14 protein-coding genes are annotated in these 15,279 nt (G+C 66.1%); 6 read left to right on the plus strand and 8 right to left on the minus strand.

Annotated features, from left to right (window positions below):
• Positions 1–168 precede the first annotated feature (168 nt).
• A complete protein-coding gene (locus AB4Y44_RS15400; RefSeq protein WP_368700099.1) occupies positions 169–957 on the minus strand; it encodes an SDR family NAD(P)-dependent oxidoreductase in 789 nt (262 codons plus the stop codon).
• Between the two features lie 110 nt (positions 958–1,067).
• Between AB4Y44_RS15400 and AB4Y44_RS15405 the strand changes: the two genes are divergently transcribed.
• Entirely contained in the window at positions 1,068–1,625 is a 558-nt protein-coding gene (locus AB4Y44_RS15405) for a TetR family transcriptional regulator (protein WP_342918682.1), read from the plus strand.
• A gap of 131 nt (positions 1,626–1,756) precedes the next feature.
• On the opposite strand, the gene AB4Y44_RS15410 is transcribed toward AB4Y44_RS15405, so the two are convergent.
• On the minus strand, positions 1,757–2,092 hold the full coding sequence (locus AB4Y44_RS15410) for a DUF4148 domain-containing protein (protein ID WP_342918681.1): 336 nt from the start codon (positions 2,090–2,092) through the stop codon (positions 1,757–1,759).
• Positions 2,093–2,342: 250 nt separating this feature from the next.
• Between AB4Y44_RS15410 and AB4Y44_RS15415 the strand changes: the two genes are divergently transcribed.
• Together AB4Y44_RS15415 and AB4Y44_RS15420 are read left to right on the plus strand one after the other, a co-directional pair.
• Entirely contained in the window at positions 2,343–3,737 is a 1,395-nt protein-coding gene (locus tag AB4Y44_RS15415) for a selenium-binding family protein (RefSeq protein ID WP_342918680.1), read from the plus strand.
• A 14-nt stretch (positions 3,738–3,751) separates the two neighbouring features.
• Entirely contained in the window at positions 3,752–4,393 is a 642-nt protein-coding gene (locus AB4Y44_RS15420) for a hypothetical protein (RefSeq protein ID WP_342918679.1), read from the plus strand.
• 9 nt (positions 4,394–4,402) lie between these two features.
• Here the strand turns inward: AB4Y44_RS15420 and AB4Y44_RS15425 are convergent, their stop codons facing one another.
• A complete protein-coding gene (locus AB4Y44_RS15425; RefSeq protein ID WP_368700100.1) occupies positions 4,403–5,263 on the minus strand; it encodes an oxidoreductase in 861 nt (286 codons plus the stop codon).
• Between the two features lie 271 nt (positions 5,264–5,534).
• On the opposite strand from AB4Y44_RS15425, the gene AB4Y44_RS15430 reads away from it, so the two are divergent.
• Positions 5,535–6,392, plus strand: coding sequence for an NADPH-dependent oxidoreductase (locus AB4Y44_RS15430; protein ID WP_368700101.1), 858 nt, complete (start codon positions 5,535–5,537; stop codon positions 6,390–6,392).
• Positions 6,393–6,453: 61 nt separating this feature from the next.
• Positions 6,454–7,365: a ketopantoate reductase family protein gene (locus AB4Y44_RS15435; RefSeq protein ID WP_368700102.1), complete on the plus strand. Its 912-nt coding sequence runs from the start codon at positions 6,454–6,456 to the stop codon at positions 7,363–7,365.
• A 20-nt stretch (positions 7,366–7,385) separates the two neighbouring features.
• Here the strand turns inward: AB4Y44_RS15435 and AB4Y44_RS15440 are convergent, their stop codons facing one another.
• From AB4Y44_RS15440 to AB4Y44_RS15460, 5 genes are all read right to left on the minus strand, one after another.
• Positions 7,386–7,835 (minus strand): PaaI family thioesterase, encoded by a 450-nt coding sequence (locus AB4Y44_RS15440; RefSeq protein WP_368700103.1) that lies wholly within the window; start codon positions 7,833–7,835, stop codon positions 7,386–7,388.
• A gap of 151 nt (positions 7,836–7,986) precedes the next feature.
• A complete protein-coding gene (gene boxA / locus AB4Y44_RS15445) occupies positions 7,987–9,246 on the minus strand; it encodes a benzoyl-CoA 2,3-epoxidase subunit BoxA (RefSeq protein WP_368700104.1) in 1,260 nt (419 codons plus the stop codon).
• A 52-nt stretch (positions 9,247–9,298) separates the two neighbouring features.
• Complete coding sequence (gene boxB, locus AB4Y44_RS15450; protein WP_342918673.1) at positions 9,299–10,726, minus strand: benzoyl-CoA 2,3-epoxidase subunit BoxB; 1,428 nt, start codon at positions 10,724–10,726, stop codon at positions 9,299–9,301.
• Between the two features lie 39 nt (positions 10,727–10,765).
• Positions 10,766–12,442 carry a 2,3-epoxybenzoyl-CoA dihydrolase gene (gene boxC / locus AB4Y44_RS15455; RefSeq protein ID WP_342918672.1) on the minus strand — a complete coding sequence of 559 codons (1,677 nt, stop codon included), beginning with the start codon at positions 12,440–12,442 and terminating at the stop codon, positions 10,766–10,768.
• A gap of 127 nt (positions 12,443–12,569) precedes the next feature.
• Positions 12,570–13,526, minus strand: coding sequence for a helix-turn-helix transcriptional regulator (locus AB4Y44_RS15460; RefSeq protein ID WP_368700105.1), 957 nt, complete (start codon positions 13,524–13,526; stop codon positions 12,570–12,572).
• Positions 13,527–13,655: 129 nt separating this feature from the next.
• On the opposite strand from AB4Y44_RS15460, the gene AB4Y44_RS15465 reads away from it, so the two are divergent.
• Positions 13,656–15,275 carry a benzoate-CoA ligase family protein gene (locus AB4Y44_RS15465; protein WP_368700106.1) on the plus strand — a complete coding sequence of 540 codons (1,620 nt, stop codon included), beginning with the start codon at positions 13,656–13,658 and terminating at the stop codon, positions 15,273–15,275.
• Positions 15,276–15,279: the final 4 nt, after the last annotated feature.

The raw sequence follows: 15,279 nt of genomic DNA on the forward strand, positions 1-15,279 counted from the left end.
TGAATTTGCGAACGGGCTAAAGCGAAGGGAGGACTGCGGGGAAGAGGCTAGCCGGGCTTGCGGACGCGAGCCGATGAGAGTGGGAGTGAGGATGCGCTGGGACGGCGGCCGCGCCTCGCGGCTCGCCATGGACCGTGGGCGGCCACTGGCCGCCCGCAATACATCGGACTACATGGCTTCGCGATACCGCGCCGCTGGCTGCGACTGACCGAAGTTCGCGAACATTGCGGAGCGGGCCGCTTCGTAGTCGTCCCACTGCTGCGCGTCGGGCAGCGGCGGGATCGTCACCGTCTCGCGCCGGTCGAAGCCCACGAGCGCCGCGTCGACGAGATCGTCCACTTCCATCACGGCCGGCAACGCATTCACGTCCTTGCCGGAGCGCTCCCAGATTTCGGTGCGCGTGGCGCCAGGCACGACGGCTTGCACGTACACGCCCTTCGCACCGAGTTCCAGATTCAACGACTGCGAGAAATACAGCACGAACGCCTTCGTCGCGCCGTACACGCTCGAACGAAACTCGGGTGCGAGGCCAATGACGGAGCCGACATTCACGATCGCCCCCTTGCCTTCGCGCGCAAAACGCGGCGCGACTGCCGCGGCGAGGCGCGCAAGCGCCGTAACGTTCAGACCGATGAGGCCGGCCACGGCGTCCGGGCCCTGCTCGACGAACGTGCCCGGCAGGCTCGCGCCCGCGTTATTGATCAGCACACCGATGCGTGCGTCGTCGGCGAGGCGCGCCTCCAGCAGCGCAAGGTCGGCGTGCGAGGCCAGATCGGCGCGCACGACTTCCACGTTCACGCCATCGCGCTCGCGCAGGCGCGCCGCGAGGTCTTCCATGCGGGCGCGATCGCGCGCCACCAGCACGAGGTCATGACCGCGCTTTGCGAAACGGTCGGCGTAGACGGCGCCGATACCCGTGGACGCGCCAGTGATCAAGACAGCAGGTTTAGCAGACATCGAAACTTCTCCTTGGGAATTCCGTTTTCATGATGAGCATCATGTAAACAGAATCATGATGACCATCATGTATAATGTCAAGCGTCGAATGATGGATAGCGGAGAGAACAATGAGGGTCAGTCGCGAACAGGTAGAAATGAATCGCCAGCAGATCCTGCAAGCCGCCGGCCGGCTCTTTCGCGAGCACGGCTACGATGCGGTCACCGTCGCGGACGTGATGAGCGCCGCCGGTCTGACGCACGGCGGCTTCTATGGCTATTTCAAATCGAAGGACGAGTTGATCGCGCAAACGCTCGCCCATGTCTTTGCCCAGGGCGAAGGCGGCGATTCCGATCTGGCGCGCTATGCGGCGCGCTACCTCAGTGCCGAACATCGCGACAACGTGGCGGACGGCTGTCCGACCGCGGCGCTCGCCGCAGAAACCGCGCGGCAAACGCCCGAAGCGCGCGCCGTTATGGCGGCTGGTCTGGAGCGTCAAATCGAGCGCCTGAGCGGGGGCATCAACGGCGCCGGCGCCCCGGCGGCGCGCCAGGCGGCGATTGGCGGCTGGGCCGCGATGGTGGGTGCGGTCGTGCTTGCGCGGCTGTGCGACGACCCCGCGCTATCGAACGAGATCCTCGAGTCCACGCGCAAGTGGATTGACGAGCGTGCGGCGCCGCGAGACTGAGACTGAACGTGGCCGCTCTGTGTGCCGTATGCGCAGGCGGGAAACGAATCAGCCCGCAACGGTGCGCCTTCGCGCCGTTGCGGGCTGATAGTCATCATGCGGCATGAATCGGCTTCCTGCCGCGGTCAAACTCAATGCGCGTTATATACCGGAGGCGAATAGCTGCTAACCGCGCCATCGGTACGCGCACCGCTTTGCGACGAGCCACTCGTAGCCGGGCCATAGCCGGTTGCCTGCGCAACGGCACCACCGCTTTGCGCGTTCACGCGCGCCTGCGCCCGTTGCAGATCATCGGGGTAATACAGATCGTTCACCGAGGGACGATAACCCGCGGCTTCGAGTTGCTTCAGCTCACTACGCACCTGCGCACGCGTCACAGGACCATTGGTGCCTTGCGACTGTGCAAACGAAATGGCCGGCACTGCAAGTACGGCAGCGATCGCAACGGCCTTGATGAGCGTTCTCATGACTAACCTCCAGTAACTTGAAATCGGCGCAGTTGCTTGTCTGCATCCGTTGAGTACAAGTCTAGGAACGTTGGCCTCGCGAATAAATGCTGCAAAAGCGAATTTACTATTCCCGCAGCGCACCTAATCGGCTTTCATTGCTCCAATGCATAAGCTTCTATCCGGATGGAATATGGAACACGTGTGCAACGCACTGTGCCACTCTGATGCATGATAGGGGCTCTTCCGAATCTTCGATGAGGGGGCAGCAATGGCGACGTGGCAACCGGACCCGACCTTCTACCCGTCTGCGCGCATGGCAGGCGAAGCCCCGCCGGAGACCCTGGCATACGTCGCCAGCTTCGACCCCACGCGCAGCGTGCCCGATTCGCTCGACGTGGTCGATCTGGACCCGCGCTCGCCGGAATTCGGGCGCATCGTGCATCGGCTCGCAATGCCCAACGTCGGCGACGAGCTCCACCATTTCGGCTGGAATGCCTGCAGTTCGTGCCTGTGCCCCAACGCTCCCCACGCGCATACCGAGCGCCGCTATCTCGTCGTGCCCGGCCTGCGCTCGTCGCGCATTCATATTGTCGACACCAAGCCTGACGCGCGCCGCCCGCATATCGCGCGCGTGCACGAGCCCGAGAGCGTTGCGCAGCGCGCGGGCTACACGCGTCCGCACACCGTGCATTGCGGGCCGGATGGCATTTATGTGACGTCGCTTGCGAACGCGCAGGGCGAGGCGCCCGGCGGCGTCTTCCTGATGGACCACGAGAGTTTCGACATTCTCGGCCAGTGGGAGATCGACCGCGGCCCGCAGCAGCTCGCCTACGACGGCTGGTGGCACCTCGGCTACGACACGCTCGTGACGAGCGAGTGGGGGCTGCCCGCGACCTTCGAGAACGGCCTCGTGCCCGAAGTCCTGCTCGGCGGCCAGTATGGCCATCGTTTGCACTTCTGGGATCTGCACACGCGCCAGCACAAGCAGGTGCTCGACTTCGGCGCAGAAAACCAGCTCGTGTTCGAGCTGCGCCCCGCGCACAACCCCACGCGCCCCTATGGTTTCGTGAACTCCGTAATCAGCCTGAAGGACCTCTCGGCCTCGATCTGGCAGTGGTATCTCGACGGCGACCAGTGGGCCGCGCGCAAGATCATCGAAATTCCGGCGGAGCCGGCCGATCCCGAGCATCTGCCGCCCATGCTCAAGGGATTTGCCGCGGTGCCGCCGCTCGTCACCGATATCGCGCTCTCGCTCGACGACCGCTTCCTCTACGCGGCGTGCTGGGGAACGGGCGATTTGCGCCAGTACGATGTGTCGGACCCTGAGCATGCGCGCCTGACGGGTTGCGTGCGCATCGGCGGCATCGCGGCGCGCGCGGCGCACCCGTTCGCGCCCGAACGCGCGCTCAACGGCGGCCCGCAAATGGTGGAAGTGAGCCGCGACGGCCGGCGCGTCTATTTCAGCAACTCACTGTATGGTGCGATCGACGCGCAGTTCTATCCCGAAGGCATCGACGGCTGGATGGTGAAGCTGGACGCAGCGCCCGAAGGCGGGCTCGAATTCGACGAGCGCTTCTTCGTCGAATGGCCGAAGTCGCACCGCCCACACCAGATCCGGCTCGAAGGCGGCGACTGCTCATCCGATTCGTACTGCTACCCATAAGCGCGGAGCACGATATGGAGGAGGTCATCGGCGCGCACTGGGGCGCCTGGGCAGCCGTGGTGGGCAGCGGCGTCTTTCACGGCGTGAATCCGGCGATGGGCTGGCTCTTCGCGACCGCGCTCGGGCTGCAGCGCGGCAGCCGCACGGCGTTGCTGCTCGCCTTGCCGCCCATCGCGCTCGGTCACGCCGCGTCCATTCTGCTATTCACGAGTTCCACCGCGGCGCTGGGCGCGCATCTGCCGGGCGCGGCGCTGCACGGGTGCCTGGGCGCACTCCTGATCGCGTGGGCCGCATGGCAGTACGCGTACGGACATCGGCACCGCGTGCGCGTGGGGATGACCGTGGGCTTTGCCGGGCTTGTGGCGTGGTCCGCGTTGATGGCCACGCTGCACGGCGCGGGACTCATGCTGATGCCCGCCATGCTGCCGCTGTGCGGTGGGGCAGGCAGCGCGGCGGGCCTTGCGAACCCGCTTGCGCTGTCGTTTGCGTTCACCGCGCTGCATACCGCCACGACGCTCGCCACCACGGCCGTCATCGCGCTGCTCGCCTACGAGTATCTCGGTCTTGGCGTGCTGCGGCGAGGTTGGATCAACTTCGACTGGCTCTGGCGCGGGGCGCTCGTGGCAACCGGCACGCTGATGATCGCCACGGCGTGAGCCGCCGGCTCAACTCTTCGCCGGATAGTCCGTGCCGAGGCTCAACTCGCGCCACGCCTCGATATCGGCGAGCGCCGCGCGCAAGCGGTTCGCCACCGCATCGACGCCGAATGCACCCAGCACGAGATGCCGCGGCGGCTTGTCGGTTTCCGTGATGCGTATCATCGCCTGCGCCGCGCGCACCGGATCGCCCGGCTGATGCCCGCTGCCTTGCGCCGTGCGCTGCATCCGCGCGCCCGCCGTTTCGGCGTAGTCATCGATACGGCTCGCCGTTTGCACGAGCGAGCGGCCTGCCCAGTCCGTGCGAAACGGCCCCGGCTCCACGCAGGTCACCTTGATGCCGAGCGGGCCGACTTCCGCCAGCAGCGAATCGGAGAATCCCTCCACGGCGTGTTTCGAGGCCGCATAGTAGCCAGAACCCGGAAAGCCCGCGAGCCCCGCCACCGACGTAATGTTGATGACGTGGCCCTTGCGGCGCGCGCGCATGCCCGGCAGCACCGCGCGCGTGAGCGCGAACAGGCCGAACGCGTTGGCGTCGAACTGCGCGCGGATCTCGCGCTCCTCGCCCTCCTCGATCGAACTCTGATAGCCATAGCCCGCATTGTTGACGAGCACGTCGATCGCGCCTAACTGCTTTTGCGCGGCCGCGACGGCGGCGTCGATCTGCGCCGCGTCGGTCACATCGAGCGAGACGGGCAGCAGGCGATCGCCGGCCTCGGGCGCGAGATCGTCGAGCGACGCCTTGTTGCGTGCAGTCGCCACGCAACGCCAGCCGCGCGCGAGCACCGCGCGGGCGAGTTCGCGGCCAAAGCCGGTCGAACAGCCGGTCACGAACCAGACCGGCGACGCATTCGGGGAATCAACGGACATGGGAAGGCCTCCCGGAAGAAGGGGCAGACAGGGCTGCCGAAGACAGGGGAAAGCGGAAGATGGCGCCGCGGCGCGAAGCAGGTCGCTTTCGAGCGCATGCGCAGCCTCTGATGATACCGGTCACGCACGAACTCTGCTGGCGCGCCCGTGGGTCCATGGACCTGCGCCGATGAACGCCTGCGCTAATCGCCCGGGCCATGTACCATACGGCGCCTGGTGCCCCGAATTTCAGCGCCACGAATCAACTTTCATTTGCCGGAGAAGAAACCCGATGTCCACCGTCACCACGCCCGCACGACCCGCTGCCGATCTCGCCGATGCCGTGCGCGCGCTGGAAGCGCGCTATGGCACGCCGTGGTCCGCGCCGCTGCCGGCCTGGAACGATACGCTCGACACGCTGCTCGCGCACCGCTCGGTGCGCAACTACGCGGACCGTCCGCTGCCCGATGGCACGCTCGAAACGCTGATCGCCGCGGCGCAATCGGCCTCGACCTCGTCGAACCTGCAAACGTGGAGCGTGGTTGCCATCGAAAGCCCCGAACGCAAGGCGCGCCTCGCCGAGCTTGCGGGTGGCCAGTCGCACGTTCGCGCCGCACCGCTCTTTCTCGTGTGGCTCGCGGACCTCTCGCGCCTCGAAGCGGCCGGCGCGCGCAGCGGAGCGAGCGTCGAAGGTCTCCACTACATGGAGACGCTGGTCGTCGGCATGATCGACGCGGCGCTCGCCGCGCAAAACGCCGTGGTCGCGCTCGAATCGCTCGGCATGAGCGCCGTGTATATCGGCGGCATCCGCAATCAGCCTGAGCAGGTGGCCGCGGAACTCGGTTTGCCGCCGCGCGTGCTCCCCGTATTCGGCCTGTGCGTGGGCTATCCCGACGAAACCCGCCCTGCGGATGTGAAGCCGCGCTTGCCGCAGGAGGTCGTGCTCCATCGCGAGCAATACGACGCGCCTTCGCAGGCGGACGCGATTGCGCAGTACGACGAAGTCATGAGCGGCTTCCAGACCGCCCAGGGATTGAGCGCGGCAGGCTGGACCGTGCGATCGCTCGCGCGCTGGCGCAGCCGCGAGTCGCTGCACGGCCGCGACCGCCTGCGCGACGCGCTCAACGCACTCGGCTTCGAGCTGCGCTGAACGCACCGGCACGCCGCGGGACATTTCAGGCAACGAAGCACGCCACACAGGAGAGACGCAAATGAAAGTCGCCGTCATGGGCGCAGGCGCAGTAGGCTGCTTTTTCGGCGGCATGCTCGCTCGCGCGGGACACGATGTGGTCTTGATCGGCCGGCCTCAGCACGTCGAGGCCATTACGCGCGACGGGCTGCGCCTCGAAGCGCAGCAGTTCGACGAGCGCCTCGGCGCGCCGCATCTCACGGCCAGCACCGAAGCCGCTGCCGTCGCGGACGCGGACCTCGTGCTGTTCTGCGTGAAGTCGACCGATACAGAAAGCGCGGGCGCCGCAATCAAACCGCATCTAGGCGCCGACAAGCTCGTGCTCACGCTGCAGAACGGCGCCGATAACGCAGAGCGTCTGCGCACCGTGATCTCACAAGACGTGGCGGCCGCCGTGGTCTATGTCGCCACGGAGATGGCGGGGCCGGGCCACGTACGCCATCACGGCCGCGGCGAGCTGGTGATCGAGCCTTCGCGCGCGAGCGACGCCGTTGCGCGCACGCTCATCGACGCGGGCGTGCCCACGGAAATCTCACCCAATGTGCGCGGCGCGCTCTGGGCGAAGCTGATCGTGAACTGCGCGTACAACGCGCTTTCGGCGATCACGCAATTGCCTTATGGGCGTCTCGTGAAGGGGGCGGGCGTGAGCGAGACGATGCGCGACATCGTGGGCGAATGCATGGCCGTCGCACAGGCCGACGGCGTGACGCTGCCGCCGGACATGGACAGCGTGGTGACGCGCATCGCGCAGACCATGCCGGGCCAATACTCGTCCACGGCGCAAGACCTCGCGCGCGGCAAGCTCAGCGAGATCGATCACCTCAACGGCTATGTGGTGCAACGCGGCACGGCGCTTGGCGTGCCCACGCCTGCGAACCGGATGCTGCAGACGCTCGTGCGGCTCATCGAGGACAAGGCGCGCGCGGCGCTCTAGCGCGCGCCGGTCTCGCCGCGTCAGCGGTCGAACACGAGCAAGGTGGAAGTGGCGGACGCGTAGAGCTTGCCCTGCGCATCCGTGATGCTGGCCTCCGTGAAGGCCGCACGGCGGCCGATACTGAGCACGCGCCCTTCTGCGCGCACGGTGCCGGTGTCGGCGGTCATGGGCCGGTGGTACGCGACCTTCAGCTCCAGCGTGGTGTAGCCCTGATTCGTGCCGAGGCGCGAATGCGCCGCGCACCCGCACGCGGAATCGAGCAACGTGGCCGCGTAACCGCCGTGCACCGTGCCGATGGGATTGTACACGTGCAGACCGGGCGTGCCTTCGAACACGACGCGGCCCTCCTCGACTTCGACCAGCCTGAAGCCAAGCGTTTCGCCAATGGCCGGACCACGGGTTCCATGCAGCAAGTGCTGCAACTGTTCGACGCCGGTCAGGCCGGCGGGCATTTCAGCAACGAGGTTCATCGAGGCGATCTCCGTCTGCGGCGCGCGTCTGTTCGCGACTGTGCACGCCTGTGCGATGCGCCATCGTAACGCTTCTCGAACGATCGTGCTTAAATTATCGCGAGTCTCTCACCCGTTTCGATTCAGGCCTCGCTTCACTGCGCCGGACGTTTCAATACGTCTCGAGATGCAGCCGCCCTTCCCGCTTCAAGCGATCCCACAACGCCTCCCAGCCCATGCCGTGCTTTTCGGCGATCTCCTGAAGCGCCTGCAGCACGCCGTCTTCCATGCCCTTCAACCCGCAAACATAGACGTGCGTGTTGCCGTCCTCGAGCAGTTGCGCGACGTCCACGGCGCGCTCGCGCATGGCGTCCTGCACATAGCGCCGGGGCTGGCCCGGCGTGCGTGAAAAGGCGAGGTTCGTGTCGATGAAATCCTTCGGCAGATTCATCAGGGGTCCAAAGTACGGCAACTCCTGCTGCGTGCGCGCGCCGAAGAACAGCATGAGCTTGCCGGTGGCGCCCTTGAGCCTGCGGCGGCGGCGATATTCGGTCATCGCGCGCATGGGCGCGGAACCGGTGCCCGTGCAGATCATCAGCAGATGCGAGTTCGGATGGTTCGGCATGAGGAAGGTATTGCCGAACGGCCCGATCACGGTCACCGCGTCGCCCTTCTTCAGATCGCAGAGATAGTTCGAGCACACGCCGTCGGTCGCGTTGCCCCTGTGATCGCGCGTCACGCGCTTCACCGTGAGCGACACGTTGTTGTAGCCGGGGCGCTCGCCGTCGCGCGGGCTCGCTATCGAATACTGGCGCGCGTGATGGACCCGGCCTTCCGGGGTCGCGCCCGGCGGCAGGATGCCGATGGACTGGCCTTCCAGCACCGGGAACGGCATGGCGCCGAAGTCGAGCACGATGTGATGGATGTCGCTTTCGCTGGCGTCGTCGGTGAGACGATAGTTGCCGACCACGGTCGCTGTGGTCGGCGCCTTGTGCGTGTAGAGCTGGACATAGGGGCGTGCTGCCGACCACGGCGGCACGGTCGAGCCGCGCACCGTGTCGGAGCCGCCCACGGGCGCATCGGCGGCATTCGGCGCCGCTTGCGCAATGCTAGCCCCACCGCCCGCTTCCGCCGCTACGACTGGCGCCCCCACCGATGGATTCTGCGCAGGCAACTCGTCCCACGTGAACTGCTCGTCGATGGTGTACGTCTCCGCCTTGAGCACGTTGCGCCAGTTGTCGATCGCGCCGGTCGGGCAAGGCGGCACGCACGCCATACAGGCGTTGCAGACATCGGCCTTCACCACATAGTTGGTGCCGTCGTGCGTGATCGCGTCAACAGGGCACGTCTCCTCGCACGTATTGCAGCGTATGCAGATTTCAGGATCGATCAGGTGTTGCCTGAGAATTTCCACGGGTAGCGGACCGTTCATGATTGTCTCCCGCCGCGGCGCGCGAACGCGTGGCTGCGCGCCGCCGCTCCCCTCAGTTAAAGCGCACGTATTCGAAATCGACGGGCTGCCGATTGATGCCCATGGCCGGCGGCGCGATCCAGTTGGCGAACTTGCCCGGTTCGATCACGCGGCCCATGAGCGAGGCCACGTAGGCGCGGTCTTCCGCGGTGGGCAGCCATTTCGCTTCGTTCGCGGCCCATTCGGTCTCGCCGATCACGCGCCCGTCCGGCGACACGCGCACGCCCGCGAAGGTGCCGATCTGGCGGTTGAAGGCCTTGTGCGGCACAGTGAAGCGAGCATCGATACCAGCCTTTTCCAGCACCTTGTTCCAGCGGTTCACACCTGCAATCGAGTCCTTGATGTAGTCGTCGCGCAGCACTTCGTTCATGGCGTTGAGCATCGGCACTTCGCGCTCCACGAGCTTGCCGTCCTGCACGTCGAGCAAGCGGTACTGCTGGCCTTCGAGCTGGTGGTCGTCGTCGCGTTTGGTCTCTTCGTAGCGGCCCTTCAGTCCCGAGCTGTAGAAGGTCGCGGCGTTCGACGAGTGATCGGCGCCGAACAGGTCGATCGTCACCGAGTAGTGGAAGTTCAGGTAACGCTGGATCGTTTCGAGGTCGATCACACCCGCGGCGCGCAAGCGGTTCACGTCGTCGGTCTTCAGCTCGTTCATGACCTGCGCGGTGCGTTGCACGACGCGCGAGATGCCCGACTCGCCGACGAACATGTGATGCGCCTCTTCGGTCAGCATGAATTTCGTCGTGCGCGCGAGCGGGTCGAAGCCGGATTCGGACAGCGCCGAAAGCTGGAACTTGCCGTCGCGGTCGGTGAAGTACGTGAACATGAAGAACGCCAGCCAGTCGGGCGTTTTCTCGTTGAACGCGCCGAGTATGCGCGGGTTGTCGTCGTCGCCGGAGCGGCGTTCCAGCAATGCTTCGGCTTCCTCACGACCGTCGCGGCCGAAGTAGCGATGCAGCAGATACACCATCGCCCACAGGTGCCGGCCCTCCTCCACGTTCACCTGGAACAGGTTGCGCAGGTCGTACATGGAGGGCGCGGTGAGGCCGAGATGGCGCTGCTGTTCGACGGAGGCGGGCTCCGTGTCGCCCTGCGTGACGATGATGCGGCGCAGGTTCGCGCGGTGCTCGCCGGGCACGTCCTGCCACGCCGCCTCGCCCTTGTGCGCGCCGAAATGGATCTTGCGGTCCGCATCGCCCGGCGTGAGGAAGATGCCCCAGCGATAGTCAGGCATCTTCACATGGTCGAAGTGGGCCCAGCCGCCCGCGTCGACGCTCACCGCCGTGCGCAGATAGACGTCGTAGCCGTGTGAACCGTAGGGGCCCATGTCGCCCCACCACGAGAGGAAGTTCGGCTGCCACTGTTCGAGCGCTCGCTGCAGCGCGCGATCATCGGCCAGGTTGACGTTGTTCGGGATCTTTTCGCTGTAATTGATCGTGGACATTGCGGTTCCTTGTGGCAAACGCCTTGGCGGAGACGGCTATCAAACGCGGGCGACGTCGAACTGCGCCTTGCTGCCCTTGCCGTACACCTTGAGCGCGCCCTTCTCGCCCACGGCGTTGGGCCGGTTGAAGATCCAGTTCTGCCACGCGGAGAGCCGGCCGAAGATGCGCGTTTCCATGGTCTCCGGCCCGTTGAAGCGCAGATTCGCCTCCAGGCCCGTGAGCGCGTCGGGCGACATGACCGCGCGCTCTTCCAGCGCGAGGCGGATTTCGTCGGGCCAGTCGATGTCGTCGGGCGAGGCCGTCACGAGGCCCAGGCGCTCCGCCTCGACCGGCTTGACCGCTTCGCCGATCTTCGCGCGCACGGCATCGAGGGGTTCGGTTTCCTCATAGAAGCGCCGCGCGAGGCGAGACTGATGCGTAACCATCGGGTAGAGGCCGAAGTTCGCTTCCGACAGCGTGATGGCCGGCTCTTCGTCTTCGTTCGCGGGGAGCGCGGCCATGTACGTGCGGTCCGCGGCGAACGCGAGTTCGGCGAAGGTGCCGGCGAAGCACGAGCCCGGCTCGATCAGCGCGAACAGCGAACGCGAAGAGACATCGATGCGCGCCAGCGTGCGGCGCAGCATGCCGATGGTCTCGCGCACGAACCAGTGGTCGCGGTGCGCGAGCAGCGCGGCGTCGGCGGCGAGCACGGTGCGGGCGTCGCCAGCGGTCTTGAGAATCCACGTGCCGATGTCGAGCTCGTTGGTGCGCATGGAGAGAAGCGCGTCGTCCAGCTCGCGCGCGAACTGCAGCGGCCACCACGATGCACCGGCGGCGACGATTGCTTCGAGATCCGAAACAGGTGCCGCGGCGGGCGCTTTGGCCGTGAACGTCGCGGTGCGCTTCGCGCGGTCAATCGTGACATCGACAGTGGCATAGCTCAGGCCGCCGTCGTGCTCCACGCGTTCGATGCGCGGGAGCGCAATGCCCTTCGCATCCGCGGGACGATCGCTCGTGGCGGCCAGCTCGAGCGCGCGCGCCTGCACGGCCTGGCCGAACTGGTTCGGCTTCACGACGTCGTCCACGAGGCGCCAGGCCTTCGCGCGCTCGCCGCGAATGCCTTCCACCACGGTGCAGAAGATATCGGCGCGGTCGTGGCGCACACGGCGCTTGTCGGTGAGGCGCGTGAGGCCGCCCGTGCCCGGCAGCACGCCGAGCAGCGGCACTTCCGGCAGCGCCACCGACGACGACCGGTCGTCCACCAGCATGATCTCGTCGCACGCGAGCGCGAGTTCGTAGCCGCCGCCGGCACACGCGCCGTTCACGGCCGCAATGAATTTCAAGCCCGAATGGCGCGACGAGTCTTCCATGCCGTTGCGCGTTTCGTTGGTGAACTTGCAGAAGTTGACCTTCCAGGCGTGGCTGGAGAGGCCGAGCATGAAGATGTTGGCGCCCGAGCAGAACACGCGGTCCTTCAGGCTGGTCAGCACGACGGTGCGCACTTCCGGATGCTCGAAGCGGATGCGCTGGAGGGCATCGTGCAGTTCGATATCGACGCCGAGGTCGTATGAATTCAGCTTCAGCTTGTAGCCGTCGCGAATGCCGCCGTCCTCGGCGATGTCGATACCGAGCGTCGCTACGGCGCCGTCGAAAGAAAGCTTCCAGTGCCGGTACTGCGAAGGATCGGTGCGGTAATCGACCCGCTGCGGGGCGACGGCGGTTTCGGCTGCGGCCATGAGCGTCTCCTGTCTACACTTCGTTTCAATGAACGATAGTGCGATGGATTGCTCATGTAAAGCACATTAATGCATTTTAATGCATGAAAGGGGGTAAACCCGCGATGCCGCAGCCAGCGCCCGCCGCTCACTCGATGCGGGGCGCCTCCGCGGCCAGCCGGGCGGCGAGCCGGTCGCGCAGTTGCAGATAGGCGTCGGCGAGCGTCTTCTCGCTGGTGTCGAAGGTCATGTCGGCGCGGCCGTACAGTTCGCTGCGGCCCGCCAGGATGCGCTTGAGGTCGTCCATCGCCTCGCTGTTGCCCGAATTGCCCGACATGGGCCGCAGGTCGCCCTGCGCCACGACGCGACGCATGTGCTCTTCGGGCGCGGCCTGCAGCCAGACGGTGAAGCAGTGCGCGAGCAGCACATTGAACGTGGCAGGCTCGGAAACGAGGCCACCCGGCGACGCGATCACGGCGCGCGGGTGCTCCGCGATCACGGCCTCGAGCGCCCGGTGCTCGTAGCGGCGATAAGCGCTCGCGCCATACAGCGAATGGATTTCCGAAGGGGGGCAGCCCGCCAGTTGCTCGATCACCCGCGTCAACTCGACGAACGGCACCTTCAGTTCCTGCGCGAGCATGCGCCCGAGCGTGGACTTGCCCGCGCCGCGCAGGCCGATGAGCGCGATGCGCTCGTTGCGGTGCGGGTCGGCGCTCGTGTGCGAGAACATCTCGGCGAGCGCCATGCGCGCGCGCTGCAAGGCGGCCGGATCGCGCCCCTGCAGCAACTCGCGGATCAGCAGCCATTCCGCCGACGAGGTCGTGACGTCGCCGATCACCTCGGCGAGCGGGCAGTTCAGCGTGGTCGCGATCTGCCGCAACACCAGCACGGAGGCATTCCCCACCCCGGACTCCAGATTCGCCAGATGCCGCTCCGAGAGCCCGGTTTCCGCCGCCAGCGTCTTGCGCGTCATGCCGCGCCGCGCGCGCAGCATGCGAACGCGCTCGCCCATGGCGGTCAGGAACGGATCGCGTTCGGTGCGCTCGCCGCGCGAGGCCTCGTCGGCGGCTTCCGCTGGCGGCTCGGCAATGTAAGTTTGCTTCATCTTAGGGAATCCCTGAACCCGTGTTTGTGTACTATAGTGCTTGACATGCATTTTGCTAACGGCTAATTTTCCGCGAAAAGGTTGATCGACGACAAATCCGATCGAATCAGACTGAGCGGAGACAACACCGTGCCCATCCCAGCAGCGTCGCCGGAACACGCCGCGGCCGTGCCGCCGCCCGCGCAATTCAACTTCGCCACGCACCTGTTCTCGCTCAACGCCGCGCGCGCTGCGAAAACCGCGTATATCGACGACACGCTCGCGCTGAACTACGGCGAACTAGAAACGCAGGCCCGCCGCTTCGCGGCCGCCATGCGCGCGCTGGGTGTCCACACGGAAGAGCGCGTTCTGCTCGTGATGCTCGACACCGTCGAGCTTCCGATTGCGTTTCTCGGCGCGCTCTATGCGGGCATCGTGCCGGTGGTCGTCAATACGCTGCTCACGCCGGCCGACTACGTGTATATGCTCACGCACAGCCGCGCGCGCGTGGTGATCGCCTCGGGCGCGGTGCTGGCCGCCGTGAGCGCCGCGCTGGCCGAGGCACAATGTGAGGATTGCCAGTTAATCGTTTCGCAGCCCGCTTCCCTGCCTGCGTCGCAGTCCATTTCTCACGAGCCCCAACACGTCCTCGCCGATCTGATCGCATGCGCCGAGCCCGCCCCGCGCGCCGCGCAAACAGGCTGTGACGACATCGCATTCTGGCTGTACTCGTCGGGATCGACGGGCAAGCCCAAAGGCACGGTGCATACGCACGCCAATCTCTACTGGACCGTCGAGACTTACGCGAAGCCCATACTCGGCATACGCGAAAACGACATCGTGTTTTCGGCGGCCAAGCTGTTCTTCGCTTATGGCCTCGGCAACGGCCTTTCGTTTCCGCTCTCGGTCGGCGCGACCACGATCCTGATGGCCGAACGCCCCACTGCCAACGCCGTATTCGCGCGGCTCGTGCAACATCGGCCCACGGTGTTCTACGGCGTGCCCACGCTTTACGCCAGCATGATGGCCTCGCCGAACCTGCCGGCACGCGCCGACGTCGCGCTGCGCGTGTGCACCTCCGCGGGCGAAGCGCTGCCGCGCGAGCTGGGCGAGCGCTTCAGGGAGCACTTCGGCAGCGACATTCTCGACGGCCTCGGCTCCACGGAAATGCTGCACATCTTCCTTTCGAACCGGCCAGGCGCGGTCGAATACGGCACCACGGGCCGCCCTGTGCCCGGTTACGAAATCGAACTGCGCGACGAAACCGGCGCGCTCGTGGCCGACGGAGAGATCGGCGACCTCTTCATCCGCGGGCCGAGCGCAGCCGTGATGTACTGGTGCAATCGCGAGAAGTCGCGCGCGACCTTCCTCGGCGACTGGGTGCGGAGCGGCGACAAGTACCGGCGCCTGCCGGGCGGCGCCTATGTCTATGCGGGCCGCAGCGACGACATGCTCAAGGTGAGCGGCCAGTATGTCTCGCCCATCGAAGTGGAGATGGTGCTCATGCAGCACGAAGCCGTGCTCGAAGCGGCCGTGATCGGCATCGATCAGGGCGGGCTCGTGAAGACCTGCGCGTTCGTCGTCCTCAAGCACGCGGCCGTGGAAACCGCGCACGACGCGTTGGCCGAGCAGCTGAAGGCATTCGTCAAGACGCGGCTCGCGGCGCACAAGTATCCGCGCGACATTCTGTTCGTCGACGATCTGCCCAAAACGGCGACCGGCAAGATCCAGCGTTTCCGGCTGCGTCAGCAGTTTCAGTCGTGGCAGTGACAAA

This window comes from Paraburkholderia sp. BR10937, from assembly GCF_040965695.1.
GTDB lineage: Bacteria > Pseudomonadota > Gammaproteobacteria > Burkholderiales > Burkholderiaceae > Paraburkholderia.

Excerpts from the sequence above, each read along its gene's own strand:
- AB4Y44_RS15400 (WP_368700099.1), bottom strand. The coding sequence starts at position 957 with ATGTCTGCTAAACCTGCTGTCTTGATCACTGGCGCGTCCACGGGTATC.
- AB4Y44_RS15405 (WP_342918682.1), top strand. The coding sequence starts at position 1,068 with ATGAGGGTCAGTCGCGAACAGGTAGAAATGAATCGCCAGCAGATCCTG.
- AB4Y44_RS15410 (WP_342918681.1), bottom strand. The coding sequence starts at position 2,092 with ATGAGAACGCTCATCAAGGCCGTTGCGATCGCTGCCGTACTTGCAGTG.
- AB4Y44_RS15415 (WP_342918680.1), top strand. The coding sequence starts at position 2,343 with ATGGCGACGTGGCAACCGGACCCGACCTTCTACCCGTCTGCGCGCATG.
- AB4Y44_RS15420 (WP_342918679.1), top strand. The coding sequence starts at position 3,752 with ATGGAGGAGGTCATCGGCGCGCACTGGGGCGCCTGGGCAGCCGTGGTG.
- AB4Y44_RS15425 (WP_368700100.1), bottom strand. The coding sequence starts at position 5,263 with ATGTCCGTTGATTCCCCGAATGCGTCGCCGGTCTGGTTCGTGACCGGC.
- AB4Y44_RS15430 (WP_368700101.1), top strand. The coding sequence starts at position 5,535 with ATGTCCACCGTCACCACGCCCGCACGACCCGCTGCCGATCTCGCCGAT.
- AB4Y44_RS15435 (WP_368700102.1), top strand. The coding sequence starts at position 6,454 with ATGAAAGTCGCCGTCATGGGCGCAGGCGCAGTAGGCTGCTTTTTCGGC.
- AB4Y44_RS15440 (WP_368700103.1), bottom strand. The coding sequence starts at position 7,835 with ATGAACCTCGTTGCTGAAATGCCCGCCGGCCTGACCGGCGTCGAACAG.
- boxA (WP_368700104.1), bottom strand. The coding sequence starts at position 9,246 with ATGAACGGTCCGCTACCCGTGGAAATTCTCAGGCAACACCTGATCGAT.
- boxB (WP_342918673.1), bottom strand. The coding sequence starts at position 10,726 with ATGTCCACGATCAATTACAGCGAAAAGATCCCGAACAACGTCAACCTG.
- boxC (WP_342918672.1), bottom strand. The coding sequence starts at position 12,442 with ATGGCCGCAGCCGAAACCGCCGTCGCCCCGCAGCGGGTCGATTACCGC.
- AB4Y44_RS15460 (WP_368700105.1), bottom strand. The coding sequence starts at position 13,526 with ATGAAGCAAACTTACATTGCCGAGCCGCCAGCGGAAGCCGCCGACGAG.